This window comes from Aliterella atlantica CENA595, from assembly GCF_000952155.1.
Classification (GTDB): Bacteria; Cyanobacteriota; Cyanobacteriia; order Cyanobacteriales; family Chroococcidiopsidaceae; genus Aliterella; species Aliterella atlantica.
Genome location: NZ_JYON01000009.1, coordinates 58,019 through 75,119, shown reverse-complemented (window position 1 = coordinate 75,119; position 17,101 = coordinate 58,019). Strand labels below are relative to the sequence as shown.

The 17,101-nt window shown below is 41.7% G+C and carries 15 protein-coding genes and 1 pseudogene; 8 read left to right on the top strand and 8 right to left on the bottom strand.

What is annotated here, in order from left to right; genetic code table 11:
- Positions 1 to 47 precede the first annotated feature (47 nt).
- Both UH38_RS10355 and UH38_RS10350 read right to left on the bottom strand, forming a co-directional pair.
- Positions 48 to 2,237: a CHASE2 domain-containing protein gene (locus UH38_RS10355; RefSeq protein ID WP_045054585.1), complete on the bottom strand. Its 2,190-nt coding sequence runs from the start codon at positions 2,235 to 2,237 to the stop codon at positions 48 to 50.
- A 33-nt stretch (positions 2,238 to 2,270) separates the two neighbouring features.
- Entirely contained in the window at positions 2,271 to 3,476 is a 1,206-nt protein-coding gene (locus UH38_RS10350) for a Coenzyme F420 hydrogenase/dehydrogenase, beta subunit C-terminal domain (protein WP_045054584.1), read from the bottom strand.
- Positions 3,477 to 3,647: 171 nt separating this feature from the next.
- On the opposite strand from UH38_RS10350, the gene UH38_RS10345 reads away from it, so the two are divergent.
- Positions 3,648 to 4,196, top strand: coding sequence for a Uma2 family endonuclease (locus UH38_RS10345; RefSeq protein WP_045054583.1), 549 nt, complete (start codon positions 3,648 to 3,650; stop codon positions 4,194 to 4,196).
- A 28-nt stretch (positions 4,197 to 4,224) separates the two neighbouring features.
- Here UH38_RS10345 and UH38_RS10340 read toward each other — a convergent pair whose 3' ends face one another.
- On the bottom strand, positions 4,225 to 5,844 hold the full coding sequence (locus UH38_RS10340) for an iron uptake porin (protein WP_045054582.1): 1,620 nt from the start codon (positions 5,842 to 5,844) through the stop codon (positions 4,225 to 4,227).
- A 147-nt stretch (positions 5,845 to 5,991) separates the two neighbouring features.
- On the opposite strand from UH38_RS10340, the gene UH38_RS10335 reads away from it, so the two are divergent.
- The gene (locus tag UH38_RS10335; RefSeq protein WP_045054684.1) at positions 5,992 to 6,549 is read left to right on the top strand and encodes a Uma2 family endonuclease; all 558 of its coding nucleotides are present in this window, start codon (positions 5,992 to 5,994) and stop codon (positions 6,547 to 6,549) included.
- A gap of 1 nt (position 6,550) precedes the next feature.
- Here the strand turns inward: UH38_RS10335 and UH38_RS28155 are convergent.
- Both UH38_RS28155 and UH38_RS10330 read right to left on the bottom strand, forming a co-directional pair.
- Positions 6,551 to 6,855, bottom strand: a pseudogene (locus tag UH38_RS28155) (Uma2 family endonuclease); the annotation flags it as partial.
- A 59-nt stretch (positions 6,856 to 6,914) separates the two neighbouring features.
- Positions 6,915 to 8,825, bottom strand: a complete 1,911-nt coding sequence (locus tag UH38_RS10330) for an ABC-F family ATP-binding cassette domain-containing protein (protein WP_045054581.1) — start codon at positions 8,823 to 8,825, stop codon at positions 6,915 to 6,917.
- 132 nt (positions 8,826 to 8,957) lie between these two features.
- Here UH38_RS10330 and UH38_RS10325 point away from each other — a divergent pair, with 132 nt between their 5' ends.
- The 5 genes from UH38_RS10325 (at position 8,958) to UH38_RS10305 (ending at position 13,887) form a co-directional block, all read left to right on the top strand.
- Positions 8,958 to 10,067, top strand: coding sequence for an S-(hydroxymethyl)glutathione dehydrogenase/class III alcohol dehydrogenase (locus UH38_RS10325; RefSeq protein ID WP_045054580.1), 1,110 nt, complete (start codon positions 8,958 to 8,960; stop codon positions 10,065 to 10,067).
- A gap of 203 nt (positions 10,068 to 10,270) precedes the next feature.
- Positions 10,271 to 10,789 (top strand): Uma2 family endonuclease, encoded by a 519-nt coding sequence (locus UH38_RS10320; protein WP_200892382.1) that lies wholly within the window; start codon positions 10,271 to 10,273, stop codon positions 10,787 to 10,789.
- A gap of 282 nt (positions 10,790 to 11,071) precedes the next feature.
- A complete protein-coding gene (locus tag UH38_RS10315) occupies positions 11,072 to 11,872 on the top strand; it encodes an SDR family NAD(P)-dependent oxidoreductase (protein WP_045054579.1) in 801 nt (266 codons plus the stop codon).
- A gap of 95 nt (positions 11,873 to 11,967) precedes the next feature.
- The gene (purB, locus tag UH38_RS10310) at positions 11,968 to 13,263 is read left to right on the top strand and encodes an adenylosuccinate lyase (RefSeq protein ID WP_045054578.1); all 1,296 of its coding nucleotides are present in this window, start codon (positions 11,968 to 11,970) and stop codon (positions 13,261 to 13,263) included.
- 78 nt (positions 13,264 to 13,341) lie between these two features.
- The gene (locus UH38_RS10305) at positions 13,342 to 13,887 is read left to right on the top strand and encodes a DUF4126 domain-containing protein (protein WP_045054577.1); all 546 of its coding nucleotides are present in this window, start codon (positions 13,342 to 13,344) and stop codon (positions 13,885 to 13,887) included.
- A gap of 8 nt (positions 13,888 to 13,895) precedes the next feature.
- Here the strand turns inward: UH38_RS10305 and hemH are convergent, their stop codons facing one another.
- Positions 13,896 to 15,059: a ferrochelatase gene (gene hemH, locus UH38_RS10300; RefSeq protein WP_045054576.1), complete on the bottom strand. Its 1,164-nt coding sequence runs from the start codon at positions 15,057 to 15,059 to the stop codon at positions 13,896 to 13,898.
- A gap of 75 nt (positions 15,060 to 15,134) precedes the next feature.
- Here hemH and UH38_RS10295 point away from each other — a divergent pair, with 75 nt between their 5' ends.
- Positions 15,135 to 15,758, top strand: coding sequence for a class I SAM-dependent methyltransferase (locus UH38_RS10295; protein WP_045054575.1), 624 nt, complete (start codon positions 15,135 to 15,137; stop codon positions 15,756 to 15,758).
- Between the two features lie 3 nt (positions 15,759 to 15,761).
- On the opposite strand, the gene cutA is transcribed toward UH38_RS10295, so the two are convergent.
- Together cutA and UH38_RS10285 are read right to left on the bottom strand one after the other, a co-directional pair.
- Positions 15,762 to 16,094 carry a divalent-cation tolerance protein CutA gene (gene cutA / locus UH38_RS10290; protein WP_045054574.1) on the bottom strand — a complete coding sequence of 111 codons (333 nt, stop codon included), beginning with the start codon at positions 16,092 to 16,094 and terminating at the stop codon, positions 15,762 to 15,764.
- Positions 16,095 to 17,096, bottom strand: a complete 1,002-nt coding sequence (locus UH38_RS10285; protein WP_045054573.1) for a hypothetical protein — start codon at positions 17,094 to 17,096, stop codon at positions 16,095 to 16,097. It abuts the gene before it with no gap.
- Positions 17,097 to 17,101 lie beyond the last annotated feature (5 nt).

Sequence of the window (17,101 nt, the reverse complement as noted above, 5' to 3'; positions counted from 1 at the left end):
TAAGTTCATCCAAGTCCATAGTTTTTTTGTTTAAATTGGTACTGATATTATTTAAATCTATAGTGCCTGTAAATTACTATACTTGTAGCTGAAAATACTAAAGTTAATACTGAGGGAACTAACGGAACCCATCCTCCTGAAAGCAAAATTCCCAAACACAAACCATACAAAGCTATTAGTGTAACAGCGATCGCTAGTAGCAGGCGGAAAAATTGTTTGCAGTACCATACCAGCAAACCTCCAACTATCGACCAGTTTGCCATCCAAAGTATCTCACCCCACGCCGACCAAACCCATAACAAAGGTCTTCGATCCAAAACTGTACTAAGAATTTGACTGACCATTTGTGCCTGTAAAAACACTCCTGGTAGTTGCTTTGCCAAACGCGGTTGATTAGCGCTATAAGGTGTAAACCAATAATCATTGACACTTGTGGGCGCAGTAACACCAATAAGGACGAGACGATCTTGCAACTCGTTCCTAGTTTGAGGACTAATCCGATTTTTTAAAATATCGTCAAGACTAACTTGCATCGCAATATCCCGAACATGGCGATATGGGCGGTAGTTGAGCAACACTTGATAACCTCTCAAATCAGCTTGTTTGTAGGCTCCGCTATTAGCTGCTAGCCGCTCAAACACAACATTTCCCAACTGCAAATTGCCTTGACTTGTCACTTTTGCCTCAATACCTTCAGCAGCCAAATAATGCAGTGCTAATTGCAAGCTAAAAGCGTATTGCGTAGTACAAGGAGAATTCGGCGGCGGATTGAGATGAAGAATCTGGCGGCGCACTGTATTGTCATCATCAGCTAGCACGTCGCTAAAGCCGATACGTTCGGGCGCAACTTCTGGAGGCGGTGGAATCCCAGGATTGTTAATATCGGGATCGCTAATTTTGCACAAACCAATAAAGCGATCGCTTTTTTGCAGATAATTAACTAAATCTGGATAAGCCTTGCTTACAGCTACATCTCGATAAATATCTAAACCAATAGTGCGCGGGTTGTATTGTTCGAGTTTGGCTAATAATTGACTCAAAGTGCGATCGCTCAAAGATCCTTGTCTTTGCTGTTGTGCTTGAATCTCCGCTTCGCTAATTGTGACTACCAAAATTCGCGGATCTGCGCCTTCCACTTGTCTGAGACGCATTAGCGCGTCGAAAGCTTGTAACTCTGCTGTTTCTAGTATTCCTAGCTGGCGGATACCTACAACTAAGCTGGTAGTAGCAATACTAGCAAGCAATACACTACAACACTTGCGCCAGAATTGCGGCGGTAAGCAGTGCAACCGAGTGCGATCGCTTTGATTAATTGTAGTTGGCAGTTGTTCGGTTAGCGGTAGCCTAGTCTCATCGCTGTAGCCAGGATCGCTTAAACGCTCTAAAATCATCTGAGCGTTGCTAGGTCGGTGTTGTGGTAATGGTGCAATTAATTCATCAATTAAATGTGCTAGTTGGGCTGATATTTGCGGCGCTCGATCTCGCCAAATTAATTGATTATCAGCGTTTTTAGGCAATTCTGCTGGATAAATACCTGTGAGTAAATGGACAAAAGTGCGCCCCAAAGCAAAAAAGTCAGATTCTAAAACTGCTTGACCTTCAATTTGTTCTAAGGGCGTGTATCCTACGGAGTAAACTTGAGTAACATCGCTCCAGCCCAATTTGCTAATATAAGTACGGGTAAGTTCTCTAACTGTGCCAAAGTCAATTAGTACCAGTTGCCCATCAGGACGCAACATAATATTAGATGGCTTGATATCTCGATGCAGCAGTTTCTCGCCATGCACGCCAGCCAAAATAGTTAAAAGTTGTTTTAACCAGTCAATTGCAGTTGTTTCCGAAATCGAGTTATTTTCCTCTAAATACTGCTTGAGATTTTGCCCCTCAACTTTTTCCATCACCAAGCAATGCAATTTCTGCGCGTCATTTAAGGACAAAACAAAGTATGCATCTACGCGAGGAATCCCTGGATGTTGCACACGCTGCAATATTTGCGCTTCTTGCTCAAATAGCCTCACCAACTTAGGGCGATCGCTATTTAACACCTTCATTACTTTTGCCGTACCGCGATCGTCAATTTCAAAAATTTCTGTATTATTCAACTCGTATAGATCGCGCAATGGTCTAACTAGCTGATAGCGATCGCCTATCAGCAAGCTAGTACCGCAATTTTGGCAATATCCTAAACCGTCTAGGTTGTGCCTGATGTGACACTTGGGGTTGATACAGTAACTCATATTCGCACCCAACTCCAAGTTCTTTGCAGTTTATTATTCTGGTAAACGGTATTGATTGACTATTCGTTTTGCAAACTCTGGTACGTGAGCCTGTAATTTTTCTGGGTAGTTGCGTTTGAGGTAAAGATAATTGCGCGTAAAGTGAGAATCAATCGAAAAACGAGCGTATTCCAAGCCTTTAGGACCAATTTTCTCAATTACTACACCCATCAATTTTGCTGCCCACATTGGTAGCGTCACGCCTTTGTCGTAAGCAGGAATGCTTTGTTGTACGGCAGATGTGCGATCGCCTTTAGACATAACTGGTTGCGTTTGCAGTTGCTCTTTGACCAAATCGAGCATTTCTTGCCCAGTATTATTTCGTACTACAATCCATTGCCAGCCAAAAGGTGCGCCCATATAACCAACTACTAAATCTGCAAGCGAGTTGACATAATCAAAACAACTCATGCAAGAAGGAGCAAAGACATCTTTTAATTGATTTGTCTTCAGTCCGAAAAACGGTACAGTTTCGGTTGAACCATCTTCGTGTTTGAAGTGAACGCGAAAGTCTTGCATAAATTCGTAATGCACGACAGTTGCGGGCGATTTGCTAGTTGTTTCTAAAAACTTCTGCAACCCAGCGCGGTTAACGTTATCTACGCAAGGCGTACCTAATACATAAAGCTTCTCTAAGCCTAACTGCTTTTCTACTGCCCGTAATGCCTGAATTTGGCAGCCTACACCAATTACTAGCAGCCTTTTCATTCCCGATTGTTCGATTTGTTCGAGTACCGAAAGATTAGGCGAAAGTGTTGGTTTATTTACTCTAGCTTTCAGGATATCTTCAGGAGTCCGAGCAATTATCGGCATTGGTGCAAAGCGATCTTCTTTGGTATTTTGGACGCAGACAACACCCTCAACTAATCCCTTAGTTAGCATTTCAATCGCGATCGTGCTAACGATCCCAGTCCACTGCGCTCCCTCAATTGGTGCTGTTTTTTGCGCCGCCATCATGCCCTGATTGACACCAAAATACAACTCGTCAGGATCTTCTAAATTGCGGCTGCGAGTATGACTTTGGGTTTCTAACTCGGCTATATGTTGATGAATAAAAGCGCAGGCATCCTTGACATAATGAATATAGTATGTATCGCACAAACCGCATTCGCTACAAAGTTCTTTAGCAGGGCGACGGCTAGAAGGTTTTAAAGCTTTGGCTTTCTTATGTTGGGCAGAGTTGGGGGAAACTAAAGTCATTTAGCTAAATATACAAAGCAAAAATGTTATTTTCCAACCATACCGCACAGTTAGTTCCGCTTGTGTTGAGACAAGTTAACATTTCCCAATTGCGATCGCCACACGAGCTTTGGCAAAATAGATATAGAAAAATCGCCATACTATTTTTAGTATGCGATCGCAAACGGTGTTATGACTATTGCCACCTACAAATGGACAATTGAACGCTACCATCAGGCGATCGATGCGGGGTTGTTTGACGACGAAACCGTTGAGCTATTGCGCGGAGACATTATAGTTATGCCCCCAGAGCGAGAAACCCATGCATACTATAACAGTGAAGTTGGGGATTATTTGCGAACTATTTTAGGCGATCGCGTCAAAGTCCGCGAGGCGCACCCCATCACATTGCTTAATGACTCCGAACCAATCCCAGATTTAGCAATTGTTAAACCACTAGGGACAGTTTATCTCGAACACCATCCCTATCCTGACGATATTTTTTGGCTGATTGAGTTTTCTAACACCACCCTCAGTAAGGATCTAAATGAGAAAAAAGTAGTTTATAGCGAAGCAGGGATTGTTGAATATTGGGTAGTAAATCTTCAAGATAAGCAACTGACAATCTTTAGAGATTTAGACAACGGGCGATACACCACCGAGCAAACATTCAAAACAGGCTTTGCGTCTCCTCTTGCCTTTCCTAATGTCCAAATTTACCTGCAACGACTGATGAATTAGGTATTTTTGTACAGGGTGCTTTATGTAACTAAAACGTAAATACAGTCCTCAGAGTCCCCGTGATAATCGTGCCATTGCTATCTTGATTAGCAGGATTGGTAATTACCTGTACCAAGGGCGTAATCCGCACGTTGTCGTTAAACGGAAAATTATAAAAAGCTTCAAAGTTTGTTTGCGTACCATTACCAACATCGCTTTCAATAAAAGGCTGACTTGCAGCAATTCCGGCTACCGCACCAGGAAAGAAAAGATCGCGCACAGAAACGCCAGCCATCCAATAATGAGGATTTAGATCGCCAAAGGCAGTATCGTTATAGCTACCGTAGCCGTAACGCCCAAATATTCCTACTTGCCTAGATATCGCCAGTTCAGCATTTGCGCCAAATACATCAAATCGCCCGTCAAATATCTTGCCACCACTGTATTGCAAGCGCAAAGCAAAAGCTCTAGAAGGTGAGTATTCTAACTCGACAACGCCTTGATAGGGATCGCCAAACAAACCGCGATCGCCATTTGTAGCATTAGGATAAAGCACTCTATTTAGTAACGATAAACCTGTAGGATTGCCCTCATCATTGGGACTAAATGCTGCTGCTGCCTGATACAATGCTCTCAGCTTAAATGCTCCTCCACCTGGATTCCAATCAACAATCGCACCAGCGCTTTGCCCGTTAATTGGTAAAAGGAGATAGTTATTAATAAATGTTTGACTAGAAAAGTCTTGAAAGCTGGCATTAGAATAACTATTGCGATCTATATAGTCTGTAGCGACGAGTACGGAGCCTAGAATCACTTGGAAGTTGTCAATAGGTTGGAAAGAGTAATACGCTCGTCCCAGCCCGATCTCGCCGTTTCTAGGCGGTCTAGCAGAGAAGTCTAAAACGCTACCAAAGTTAGGTTCCAATACTCCTGTAGCGTTATCTCTAATGCCATTACTACCTGTATCTAGACGAATTTTGAGTAAATCTGTACCGCTAAAACTGGTGTTAAAATCTATGATAGAGCGGTAAAGCACTGTAGCATTAGGGTTATCGTTGGCAAGTTCTACGCCTGCTGCATTGATAATGCGATCGCCGCCAAAACTGCCAGTATTAGCAGCAAAGATTACTTGTCCTGTCAGTTTGGTAGTTGTAGAAAATTGATTAGCTTCTAATTCAGCATTGCGGGCTTCTAATCCATCTACTCTACCGCGCAAAGTTGCTAGTTCTGCAGAAAACTCACTTTCTAATCTTTGCAATATCTGTAAGTCTTCACGAGAGACGCTATTTTCTACTCCAGTTGCAATCAATTCATTGACTCGATCTAAAGCTGCATTCAATCCTGCTGCAAATTCGTAGCGAGTGATAGAGCGGTTTCCCCGAAAAGTGCCGTCAGGATAGCCAGCAATTACTCCGTAACGTTCTACTAATGATTGCAAAGCTTGAAATGCCCAATCTGTAGGCTGCACATCTGATAGTTGAGATACAGAAGTAACGCGATTTTCTACTGGATTTTGGGCTACTGGTGAAGTAATCTCTTCAGTTTCTCTTTGGGCTGGCTCAACATTAACTGTATTATTTTGTACTGGTTCGGCTAGTACAGAGATACTTTGGATAATAGTGCAAAGTAGAGTTATTCCGCAAGTTTGGGGCAAAGAAATTTTGCTCATTGCTTGTATCGTGGTGTTGAAGGTTTACTGTACTATTGCTACTTGAGCGCTAGCTCGATAGTATAGTTTGCCACATATAGCTACTTAATGCTAGAGCAATCAAAAGCGATCGCCTATAATTCAGTTATCTTTGGCTCTTTGATATATATGGTAAAAATAGAAGACAAGCTCACTCTACAAGAGTTTCTCGCTTTACCAGCAGAAGATGTATATTATGAGTTTGTAGACGGCTATGCAGTACCTAAAGAGCCTCCTAAATTCTTCCATTCAACTTTACAATCGGCATTATTATTGCTATTGCATACTTGGTGTAAAGGAAAGGGAAGAGTTGTTCCAGAATGGGCAATTATTATAAAGCGTCAAGGTGAAGATTGGGTTCCAATACCTGACTTAACTTATATTTCTTATGCCAGACTACCTGCAAATTGGAAATGTAATGAAGCTTGTCCTATTGCACCTGAATTAGTAGTTGAAATTATTTCTCCAGGACAAACTGAACGTCAATTTACAGACAAAGCTAAAGATTACTTTGAAGCTGGTGTATTTAGAGTATGGATTGTTAATCCTGAATCTACAAGTATTAAAGTATTTTTTGCAGATGGTTCCAGTCAATTATATACAGGTGAGCTACCAATTACTGATGCTTTGTTACCTGGTTTAGAACTAACTGTTCAAGGATTTTTTTTAGAAGCAGGACTAATTTAAGTTAAATTAAGTTGAAGATAGAACTTAGATTTAACACAAAACCTGGCAATATATCTTCTTCTGATAAAGTTGCAGGATTCTGGACTATTTCTAATTGTCTCCCCAGGCGATAAATTTCTACTCTCGCGTCTTAGGATCTATTAACCAGCCGAGTTTTGCACCATTTAATTGGTAAGATAACTTCATATTACGATGCCCTGTTTCTCCTCCTGCTGGTAGCATAATAATTATTTCTCCTGTAGCTGTACGTTCTAATCTTAAATCGCGATTAGCCTGACATAATTCGTAGAATTGATCGTCAGTTAATTATAAAACTGGGTGTAAATTTAGTGTAAGTGCAGTCATGTTAGTTTAACATTATTTAATCAAGATTCTATTTCTGCTAATTCAAGCCAGCGTTCGGTAGCAGTATCAATTTGTTGGGTTATATTTTCTACCTTCTCGTAAAGTTCCCGTACTTGCGTAACAGCGCCAGGAGGAGCAGAATATAGTGCTTTTTCTACTTCTGCTTTTTCTACTTCTAATTGAGCAATTTTAGTTTCTAGCGTTTCAAACTCGCGCTTTTCTTTGGATGACATTTTGCGCGGTTTATCGGAGTTATTTGGTGGTTGGTACTTCGGCTTTTGATTTTTTACTTTTTCTACTGGTACTGCTTCCTCTTCTTCAGCTTGCTTATATTCTAAATACACTGAATAATTTCCTGGATACTGACGGATATTTCCACCAGGTTCTAAAGCAAAGATTTTGTCTACTACGCGATCTAAAAAGTAGCGATCGTGAGATACTGCGATCGCGCATCCTGTAAAATCTTCTAAATACTCTTCTAATACAGCAAGTGTCTGTACGTCTAAATCGTTTGTCGGTTCGTCCAAAATCAGTACATTAGGCGCACCCATCAATATTCTTAGCAAAAATAAGCGCCGTTTTTCCCCACCCGATAACTTATGAATCGGCGCATATTGCTGATTTCCAGGAAACAAAAATCGCTCCAACATTTGCGAAGCACTAATTTGAGTACCATCAGCAATCTTGATAAATTCGCCTTCTTCTTTGATATAGTCTATTACTCGTTGATTCTCGTTCAACGCTGCAAGTAATGCTTCCGAATGCTGATCGAAATAACCAATATGGATAGTAGAACCAATCTCCACATTACCGGAATCTGGCTTAACTCTACCAGTAATCATATCCATCAAAGTTGATTTTCCCGCACCGTTACCGCCAATAATACCAATTCTGTCTTCAGGGCTAAATTCGTAGGTAAAATCTTTAATTAGCGTGCGGTCATTATAACTTTTAGAAACATTGTCTAACTCAATTACTTTTTTACCAATCCGACGACTAAGAGTAGAAATATCAACTTTACTTTGAGCTTGTTTAAACTCAGTTTCTTGCATCGCATGAACGCGATCTATCCTAGCTTTTTGTTTGGTACTTCGAGCTTTAGGACCTCTTTTTAACCATTCTAATTCGCGTCGCAATACTCCTTGATGCTTGCGTTGGCTGCTAACGGCTGATTCCTCAGCTAAAGCTTTCTTCTCTAAGTAATAAGAGTAATTACCATTGTATGTATAAATATCACCCCGATCTATCTCTATAATCCGATTAGTAACGCGATCGAGAAAATAGCGATCGTGAGTAATTAGTAATATTGCACCGCGATAGCGATTTAAATAACTTTGCAACCACTCTACAGATAATGCATCTAAATGGTTAGTAGGTTCATCCATCAACAATACATCTGGTTCGGAAAGTAAAGCCGCAGCAAGTGCAATGCGTTTGCGATAACCACCCGATAAAGTACCTATTTTTGCCTCAAAATCAGAAATTCCTAACTTAGTGAGAATAATTTTTGCTTGAGTTTCCAATTCCCAAGCACCGTTAGATTCCATCTGCTGCATCACAGTAGATAAACGAGACATTAATTTATCGGTATCTTCAGGATGATGAGCGAGTTTATCTGATAATTCTTCGTACTCACGCACCAAAGCCATCTGTTCGCCACTATCTGCAAATACTTGTTCTAAAACTGTATTATTTTCATCTAAATCTGGCTGCTGAGGTAAGTAAACAATTCTTGCACCAGAATTGACTAAAATTTGCCCGCTATCAATTGGTTCCAAACCTGCGATCGCTTTTAATAGCGTAGACTTACCCGAACCATTTGTGCCAATCAAACCAACCTTATCAGTAGGATCGATACTAAAACTTGCCTCTTTGAGGATTTCTTTAATCCCAAAGTCTTTTTTAACTGATTGCAGCGTAAAAATACTCATAAATATATACCGTCAAATTGGCGGGAGGCTTGCAAAATAACCATAAACTTGGCACTTTCCTTAAATTTTAGGGTATCAGTGAGGGAGGGAGAATAGAACTCGCCGCACCATCTACCAGGAGAAAACCGCATTATGGACGTTAAAGCCGCTGTAGCCTTCGCTGCAGGAAAACCATTAGAAGTTACCACAGTGCAATTGCAGCCACCCCAAGCGGAAGAAGTGCTAATAGAAATTAAAGCAACAGGTGTATGTCATACCGACGCTTATACCCTCTCTGGTAAAGATCCAGAAGGGCTATTTCCGGCGATTTTAGGGCATGAGGGGGCAGGTGTAGTTGTCGAAGTGGGTAAAGAGGTCAAAAGCTTGAAAAAGGGCGATCGCGTCATCCCTCTATACACTCCCGAATGTCGTCAATGCGAATACTGTCTCAGCCGTAAAACTAACTTATGTCAAGCTATTCGTTCAACTCAAGGGCGCGGTGTGATGCCTGATGGTACGAGTAGATTTTCTATCGATGGGCAAATGCTGCATCATTATATGGGGACATCTACCTTTGCTAATTACACAGTTTTACCAGAAATAGCTGTAGCCAAAATCCGCGATGATGCACCTTTTGACAAAGTTTGTTACATCGGTTGTGGTGTAACTACAGGTATCGGTGCAGTCATTCATACAGCCAAAGTAGAACCAGGTGCAAATGTTGTAGTTTTTGGTTTGGGTGGAATTGGTTTAAACGTCATCCAAGGGGCGCGAATGGTAGGCGCAAACATGATTGTTGGCGTTGATATTAATCCGAATAAGCGCGAATTAGCTGAAAAATTCGGCATGACTCATTTTGTTAATCCTCAAGAAGTTGAAGGCGATTTAGTACCTTATTTAGTTGATTTAACAAAAGGCGGTGCTGATTACAGTTTTGAGTGTATTGGTAATGTCAACATCATGCGTCAAGCCTTGGAATGCTGTCATAAAGGTTGGGGAGTTAGTGTAATTATAGGCGTTGCAGAAGCAGGAGCAGAAATTTCTACTCGTCCTTTTCAATTAGTAACTGGAAGAGTTTGGAAAGGTTCGGCATTTGGAGGTGCAAGAGGTCGTACAGATGTACCGCAAATTGTCGATTGGTACATGGAAGGTAAAATAAATATTGACGATTTAATTACTCACACAATGCCATTAGAGCAAATTAACAATGCTTTCGATTTGATGCACAAAGGTGAGTCTATACGCAGCGTAGTAACATTTTAGTTATTATTTGATTAGGTATGAGGAGGCTTGATTATTTCCACCCCAGTACAAACATTTATTAACTTCAATTCTATTTCTTGGGTAATAAAGATGTATTTATCCGTTCGCTTAATCCGTATAGATGAACCGACCAAAGGAGCATTTTTATGAGATGGATAAGAACTAGAAGTCTTAATTAGTCGTGACAGTACATGGAAGTTTTTATGATTTTTACCAGTGCAGAAGTAAACAATATACCTATAGAAGAACTATTACCAGAAAAAAGAGTTACTTTCTACAATCTAAGTTGGCGTTCCTACGAGCAAATTATAGCGGCTTTAGGAGATAAACGCGCATCGCGCCTTACATACTATCAAGGAATATTAGAAATTGTGATTCCGTTAGAAGCACATGAAAGTGCTAGCGCTCGCATTGGTATCTTAATTCATATTTTGGCGGAGGAACTAAACCTAAATATCAAAAGCATGGCTTCTACTACCCTAAATAACCCCGCTCTAAAAATTGGTGCTGAACCTGATAAGTGTTATTACATTCAAAACGAACCAGCCGTTAGAGGTAAAGTGGTAAACTTAGCAGCCGATCCACCTCCAGATTTAGTTTTAGAAGTTGATATTACTCATACTGATATTGATAAAAATAAACTATATCAAGATATGGGGGTATTAGAGTTTTGGCGTTATAATGGCAAAACTTTAACTGTTTATCTACTTAAAGAAGGTTAATATCAAGAATCAGCAAATAGCTCTACTTTTTCAATATTAACTAAAGCTGCAATCTACGAATCTTTAGCTCAATGCAATACTCAAGGAGAAAGCCAAAGCAAGCGAACTTTTCGTGATTGGGTAAGAAAAAAAATCGAGCAATAAAGCTTAGAAGTATAAACAGAACTAAAAAAGTAATCTTAAAGATACACAATGCATACTTCCTAAGAAAGACGCGATCGCCCTCCTACCTCCTTAGCATTGAGAAAGTTCGCGCAAATGCGTCAGGAGTTTAGATAAGTTATGGATTCATCTACCCGACCTTTGGCTGTTGTTACAGGTGCTTCTAGCGGTATCGGCTACGAACTTGCCAAACAGTTTGCCCAAAATGGTTTCGACCTTATAGTTACAGCTACCGGAGAACAAATCGATCGAGTAGCTCAAAACTTCCAGGATTTGGGTGCAGAGGTCGAAACAGTGCAAGCAGACCTTGCTACCTACGACGGCGTAGAAGCCTTATATAGCAGGATTAAAGCCACTAATAGACCAGTAGATGCGATCGCTATTAATGCAGGTGTTGGTGTTGGCGGTGATTTTGCTCGCCAGACAGACCTTAAAGATGAGCTAAACCTGATTAACCTTAATGTCGTATCAACAGTTCATCTTGCTAAACGAGTATTAAAAGACATGGTTGAGCGCGGTAGCGGTCGAGTCCTATTTACAGCCTCAATTGCTGCTTTGCAACCAGGACCATTTGAGGCAGTTTATGCAGCCTCAAAAGCATTTGTCAAATCTTTTGCAGAAGCAATCCGTAATGAATTGAAAGGTACGGGTATTACTGTTACTGCGCTGATGCCAGGACCTACAGAGACTAACTTCTTCCACCGCGCAGGAATGGACGATACAAAAGTAGGCGCAGATAAAAAAGACTCCGCAGAGCAGGTAGCCAAGCAGGGTTTTGAAGCATTAATGCAAGGCAAAGATCATATTATTGCAGGTTCGCTCCAAACAAAAATTCAAGGTACGGTAAGCCAAGTTTTATCAGATACTATCAATGCGGAAACGCACCGCAAACTTAGCGAACCAGGATCGGCGAATAAGTAATTACTCATAATTCTAGTTGCAACTTAAAGTCAATCCTCCATCGATCGCACCTAACAAGACTGTAAAATATGACAGTTGTGTTCTGTAGCGGACGAGTGATTGAGCGTTATACCTTGCCTGAAATGGGCGAACTTTGGACTGAGACATACAAACTTAAAACTTGGTTGCAAGTAGAAATTGCTGCTTGTGAGGCGCAAGCAGAACTAGGTTATATTCCAAAAGAGGCAGTTGCAGAAATTAAGGACAAGGCGAATTTTGACCCCAAGCGCGTCTTAGAAATTGAGACAGAAGTCCGCCACGACATGATCGCCTTTTTGACTAATGTAAATGAATATGTAGGCGATGCTGGGCGTTATATTCATTTAGGCTTAACAAGTTCAGATGTATTAGATACGGCTTTGGCGCTGCAATTAGTAGCTAGTTTAGATATTTTATTAGCGCGACTAGACGATCTAATTACTGCGATCCGAGTTCAAGCAAGGCAACACCGCCATACCTTCATGATTGGGCGATCGCATGGCATTCATGCCGAACCGATTACTTTTGGCTTTAAATTAGCAGGGTGGCTAGCAGAAGTATTGCGATCGCAGGGTCGCCTTACTAATCTCCGCACTACAATTGCTGTCGGCAAAATCTCTGGTGCAGTCGGTACTTACGCCAACGTCGAACCGCGCATCGAAGAACTTGCTTGCCAAAAATTAGGGCTGCAACCAGATACAGCCTCAACTCAAGTCATTTCCCGCGATCGTCATGCTGATTTCGTGCAACAACTAGCTCTTTTAGGTGCTTCTATCGAAAGATTTGCAGTAGAAATTCGCAACTTACAAAGAACTGACGTTTTAGAAGTAGAGGAATTTTTTGCTAAAGGGCAAAAAGGCTCCTCAGCTATGCCGCACAAGCGCAATCCTATCCGTAGCGAGCGGTTGACAGGTATAGCCAGAATACTGCGCGGAAATGCGATCGCTGCTTTAGAAAATGTAGCCTTGTGGCACGAAAGGGATATTTCTCACAGCGCTGTCGAGCGAGTAATTTTACCCGATAGCTGTATTGCTACCCATTTTATGCTGGTAGAAATGACCGATTTAGTGCAAAATCTGTTAGTCTATCCCGAAAATATGGCGCGGAACATGAATTGCTACGGCGGTGTAGTCTTTAGTCAACGGGTACTGCTAACTTTAGTTGATAAAGGTATGAGCCGCGAGAAAGCTTATACTGTAGTCCAATCATGCGCTCATCAAGCTTGGAACCAACCTCAAGGCGACTTTCATGCCCTAATTAGTCAAGATGATCGCGTCCGCCAATTGCTATCGCCAGCAGAAATTGAGGCTTGTTTCGATCCCGCCCACCATCTCAAGCATTTAGATGAAATTTATCAACGATTGAGTATCTAAATGTGTGAAACTATACATATCAAAGCTTGTTTTTAGAGCGAGTTAGGCTGTAATTAACAAAGCCGAGCCAATTTCAATATGCTTGAAGTCCTAGCCGCGCTATCAGCTTCGGCGGCGGCGGGAATTAGAATCGCCCTGCCTCTCCTCGCACTCGAATTATTGCGAGGAGAGTGTTTGTGGTCTAATGTTCCAGTTTTAGCTCATATTTCTGGGCAAGTGCGATTGGCAATTCTTTGTAGTTGGTCTTTGCTAGAAATAATAGTCTCAAAAAAATTAATGGGACAAAGAGCGCTGCAAATTGTCCAGTTGATATGCAGTCCCTTTGCAGGAGCTTTCGCAGCAATATTTACCCTCCAATCGATTGCCGCTCCTAATTGGATAATCGGTTTAATTGGCGGCTTATTTGCTTTTGTATTGCAAGCTGTACAAGCAGGCTATTTTTATCGTCGGCGCGGTTTTCCTGTCTGGTTTGTCTGCGGACAAGATGTTTTAGGCGTATTACTAGCTGTTTTAGCTGTTAAGCAGCCTCAAGTCGGAGGAATCATCGCTCTTGGTTTATTTTTGCTAGCAGTTGGCAGCTACCAAGAGTTAAGTCGATGGTATTACCGCAAGGATTCGCGCTAATGCTTGTTCTACAAAATCCCGACAAAATGCAATAGTCCCTTACCAGTAATTAGTTCGATTACTAAAGCAATAAACCCTAGCATGGCAATTCGCCCGTTCCAAACTTCAGCAGTTGTAGTCATACCCCATTGCCAACTTTCTTGAGGATACATTTTGACTTTTTTCTTTAACTGCGTGACTTGGGATAATTTGAGGCTAGGAGATTTGAGCGCATCCACTACCAAGTCCGATAATGCTTGAATAAATAACGGGTGAGTATTGGGTGCAGCTACGCGGTGGAAATTATGAATACCTGCGTGTTCGGCAACTTCGCGGTACTCGATATCAATTTCTTGCAGCGTCTCAATGTGTTCGGAGACAAAGCTAATTGGCACTACAACTAAATCTTCTACTCCCTGCGCCCCTAATGCTTGAATTGCATCTTCAGTGTACGGTTGCAGCCACTCTACAGGACCTACTCGGCTTTGATAGGCTAATGTGTAGTCGTTAGGGCGATTGAGGGTTTGCATAATTAGGCTAGTGCATTCCTCAATTTCTTGCTGATAAGGATCGCCTGCTTCTTCAACGTAGCTGCGCGGAACTCCATGAGCGCTAAAAAATATGTGCGCTTTGTCAGGATTAGGTAATTTGTTTAATTCCTGAGCGATCAAATCTGCCATTGCTTGCAAGTAAGCTGGCTGCTTGTACCAAGAGGGAATAACTGTGTATTCGATTTGGCTGAGTTTTGGATCTTCTAACCAAATTCTTTGCAGTAGGCGGAAGCTAGAACCGCTGGTACTAATAGAAAATTGAGGATAAAGCGGTAAAATTACCAACCGATCGCAGCGATCGCGTTTGATGCGGGCGATCGCTTCTTCTGTAAATGGATGCCAATAACGCATCCCGATATATGTTTCTACTTCTTGCCCTAATTCTTGCAAGCGTTGTTTGAGAGCGTAAGCTTGTTCTTCGGTAATCCGGCGTAAAGGAGAACCGCCGCCAATTTGCCTATAGTTGTCTTGAGATGTTTTTGTCCGCCGAGTGGAAATAAACCAAGCTAAAGGTCTTTGCAGCCACTTAAATGGTATGCGAATGATCTCTGGGTCGGCAAATAGGTTAAATAGAAAAGGACCCACATCCTCTAGTTGATCTGGTCCACCAAGATTGAGTAATAGTACCCCAACACGACCCATAACAGTTACAATGCCCTAATCTTTTTTCAGCTTTGTCACTAATTTTAACAATATATCTTTACTAAAGGAGTTACGGTGGCGACTATTTTACGAGCCTGGAGTTATCGATATCAATGGCTGTACGATGCTATATCGCGTCTAGCAGCCATAAGTGTAGGTGGAGAAGCTAAATTTCGCCAGTTAGCCTTGCAAGGACTTGCAATCGCTCCAGACACTAAGATTTTAGACTTATGTTGCGCCTCTGGTCAAACAACTGGGTTTTTAGTGCAGCGTTCGCCAAATGTAACTGGATTAGATGCTTCGCCGCGATCGCTAGAAAGGGCAAGAAAAAATGTTCCGCAAGCTGAATATATAGAGGCTTTCGCCGAATCTATGCCGTTTGCAGATAATAGTTTCGATTTAGTGCATACTAGCGTGGCATTGCACGAAATGCAGCCAGAGCAATTGCGCTCGATAATTAAAGAAGTTTGCCGCGTACTCAAGCCTGATGGTGTATTTACACTTATAGACTTTCATAAACCCACAAATTGGCTTTATAAACCTGGAATATCTTTATTTTTGCTGTTATTTGAAACTCAAACAGCTTGGCAACTACTGCAAACGGATTTAGTAGAGGTATTAACACAAGCTGGGTTTAAAAAATGCGATCGCTCTTTTTTTGCAGGCGGTAGCTTGCAAGTAATTCAGGCTTACAAATAACTTCTAGGTTACTTGGGCGCTAATCCATTGCAGGTAAGGATCGAAACCAGCAACTAGAGGAATAGCAATAATTTCTGGCACTTGGTAAGAGTGCAATTCCTGAATTAGTGCAGAGATTGTGTCAAACTGCGCTAATTCAGTTTTGATTAGCAATTGCCATTCTTGCTCTTGGTGTAATTCTCCTTGCCAGGTGTAAATCGATTGCATTGGTATCAAACTCACGCAAGCAGCTAGCTGAGATTCTACTAACGATTTAGCGAGTTCTTTTGCTTCTGCTTCTGAGCTTGCAGTTACCAGGATAATTCCATATTTAGCTGCTTGAGAATTTTCTGCCATTTAATTGAGATACAGCGAGTAAACTTGACCGTCAACTAAAAGCCGCGTAATACCTTTAGCTTGAAGGTGATAGCGAGCTTTTTGCAGCATTCTGCTGTCGGGGATTTTAATTACTCGATCGCGCTTAGTTGAGAAGCGTCGAGCGACGCGGTGGTTATCAAATATTGGTAAAGTCTTTTGATGCACTTCTTGCGCCGGAATTTGCCCTAAATCGCCAAATTCTCGTAAAGGGCGAGTAATCAATTCTGAAGCGCGATCGATAACTAAATAGCAAGTTCTAGGCAAAGTAGCTTCTGATAGCGGTAAAACTTGAACTAATGCTCCAGAAGCCGAACGCCGCTTGACTAGCACTGGTGTTTCTGGTTCGTCATCTTCGTCGTCTAAGTAGTCTAAGTCTTCATCTTCATCTAGTTCTTCATTGTCATCTGCTTCATCTAGCAAATCCTCACCTAACATCTGTGCAACTAAGGCACTATTTTCTGCATTCGTTACTTCATCGTAAGGCTCTGCGCGATCGACTTCCTCTAACTGAGCTTCTTCTATCCTGGGTAAAGGTTCGCCCCCAATAGGAACGGGATTGGGAATAATCTTCTTTTTGGGTAAAACTGGAGTGCTATTTTCTCGCTCGACAGCAGGTACAACTTGCTCGATTTCTGCTATTAGTGGCTGAGATTCTACTTGTGGCGTGCTTTTTGCCGAACGCCGTTGCCGTTTGGGAGGGCTGGGAACTATTTCTAACTCTGGTTCTGCTGCGACAACTATTTCTGGCTCTTGCGGTTCTGGAGTTGGTTTAGCTCCATCTACGCCAGGTACTCGCGCTGCACGTTTGGACGCGATTAAAACCTCGTATTCATCTTCTGCCAAAGTGCTTTTCAACAAGCGACTGATAGTTGAATTACTCACTCCATAACGATCTGCCAATGTCGAAGTTGTTTCACCTGTGTGCCTGTACAGATGAATAATGTCATTTTTAACAGATTCCGAAATTTTTTTTCCAGTCATAGTTA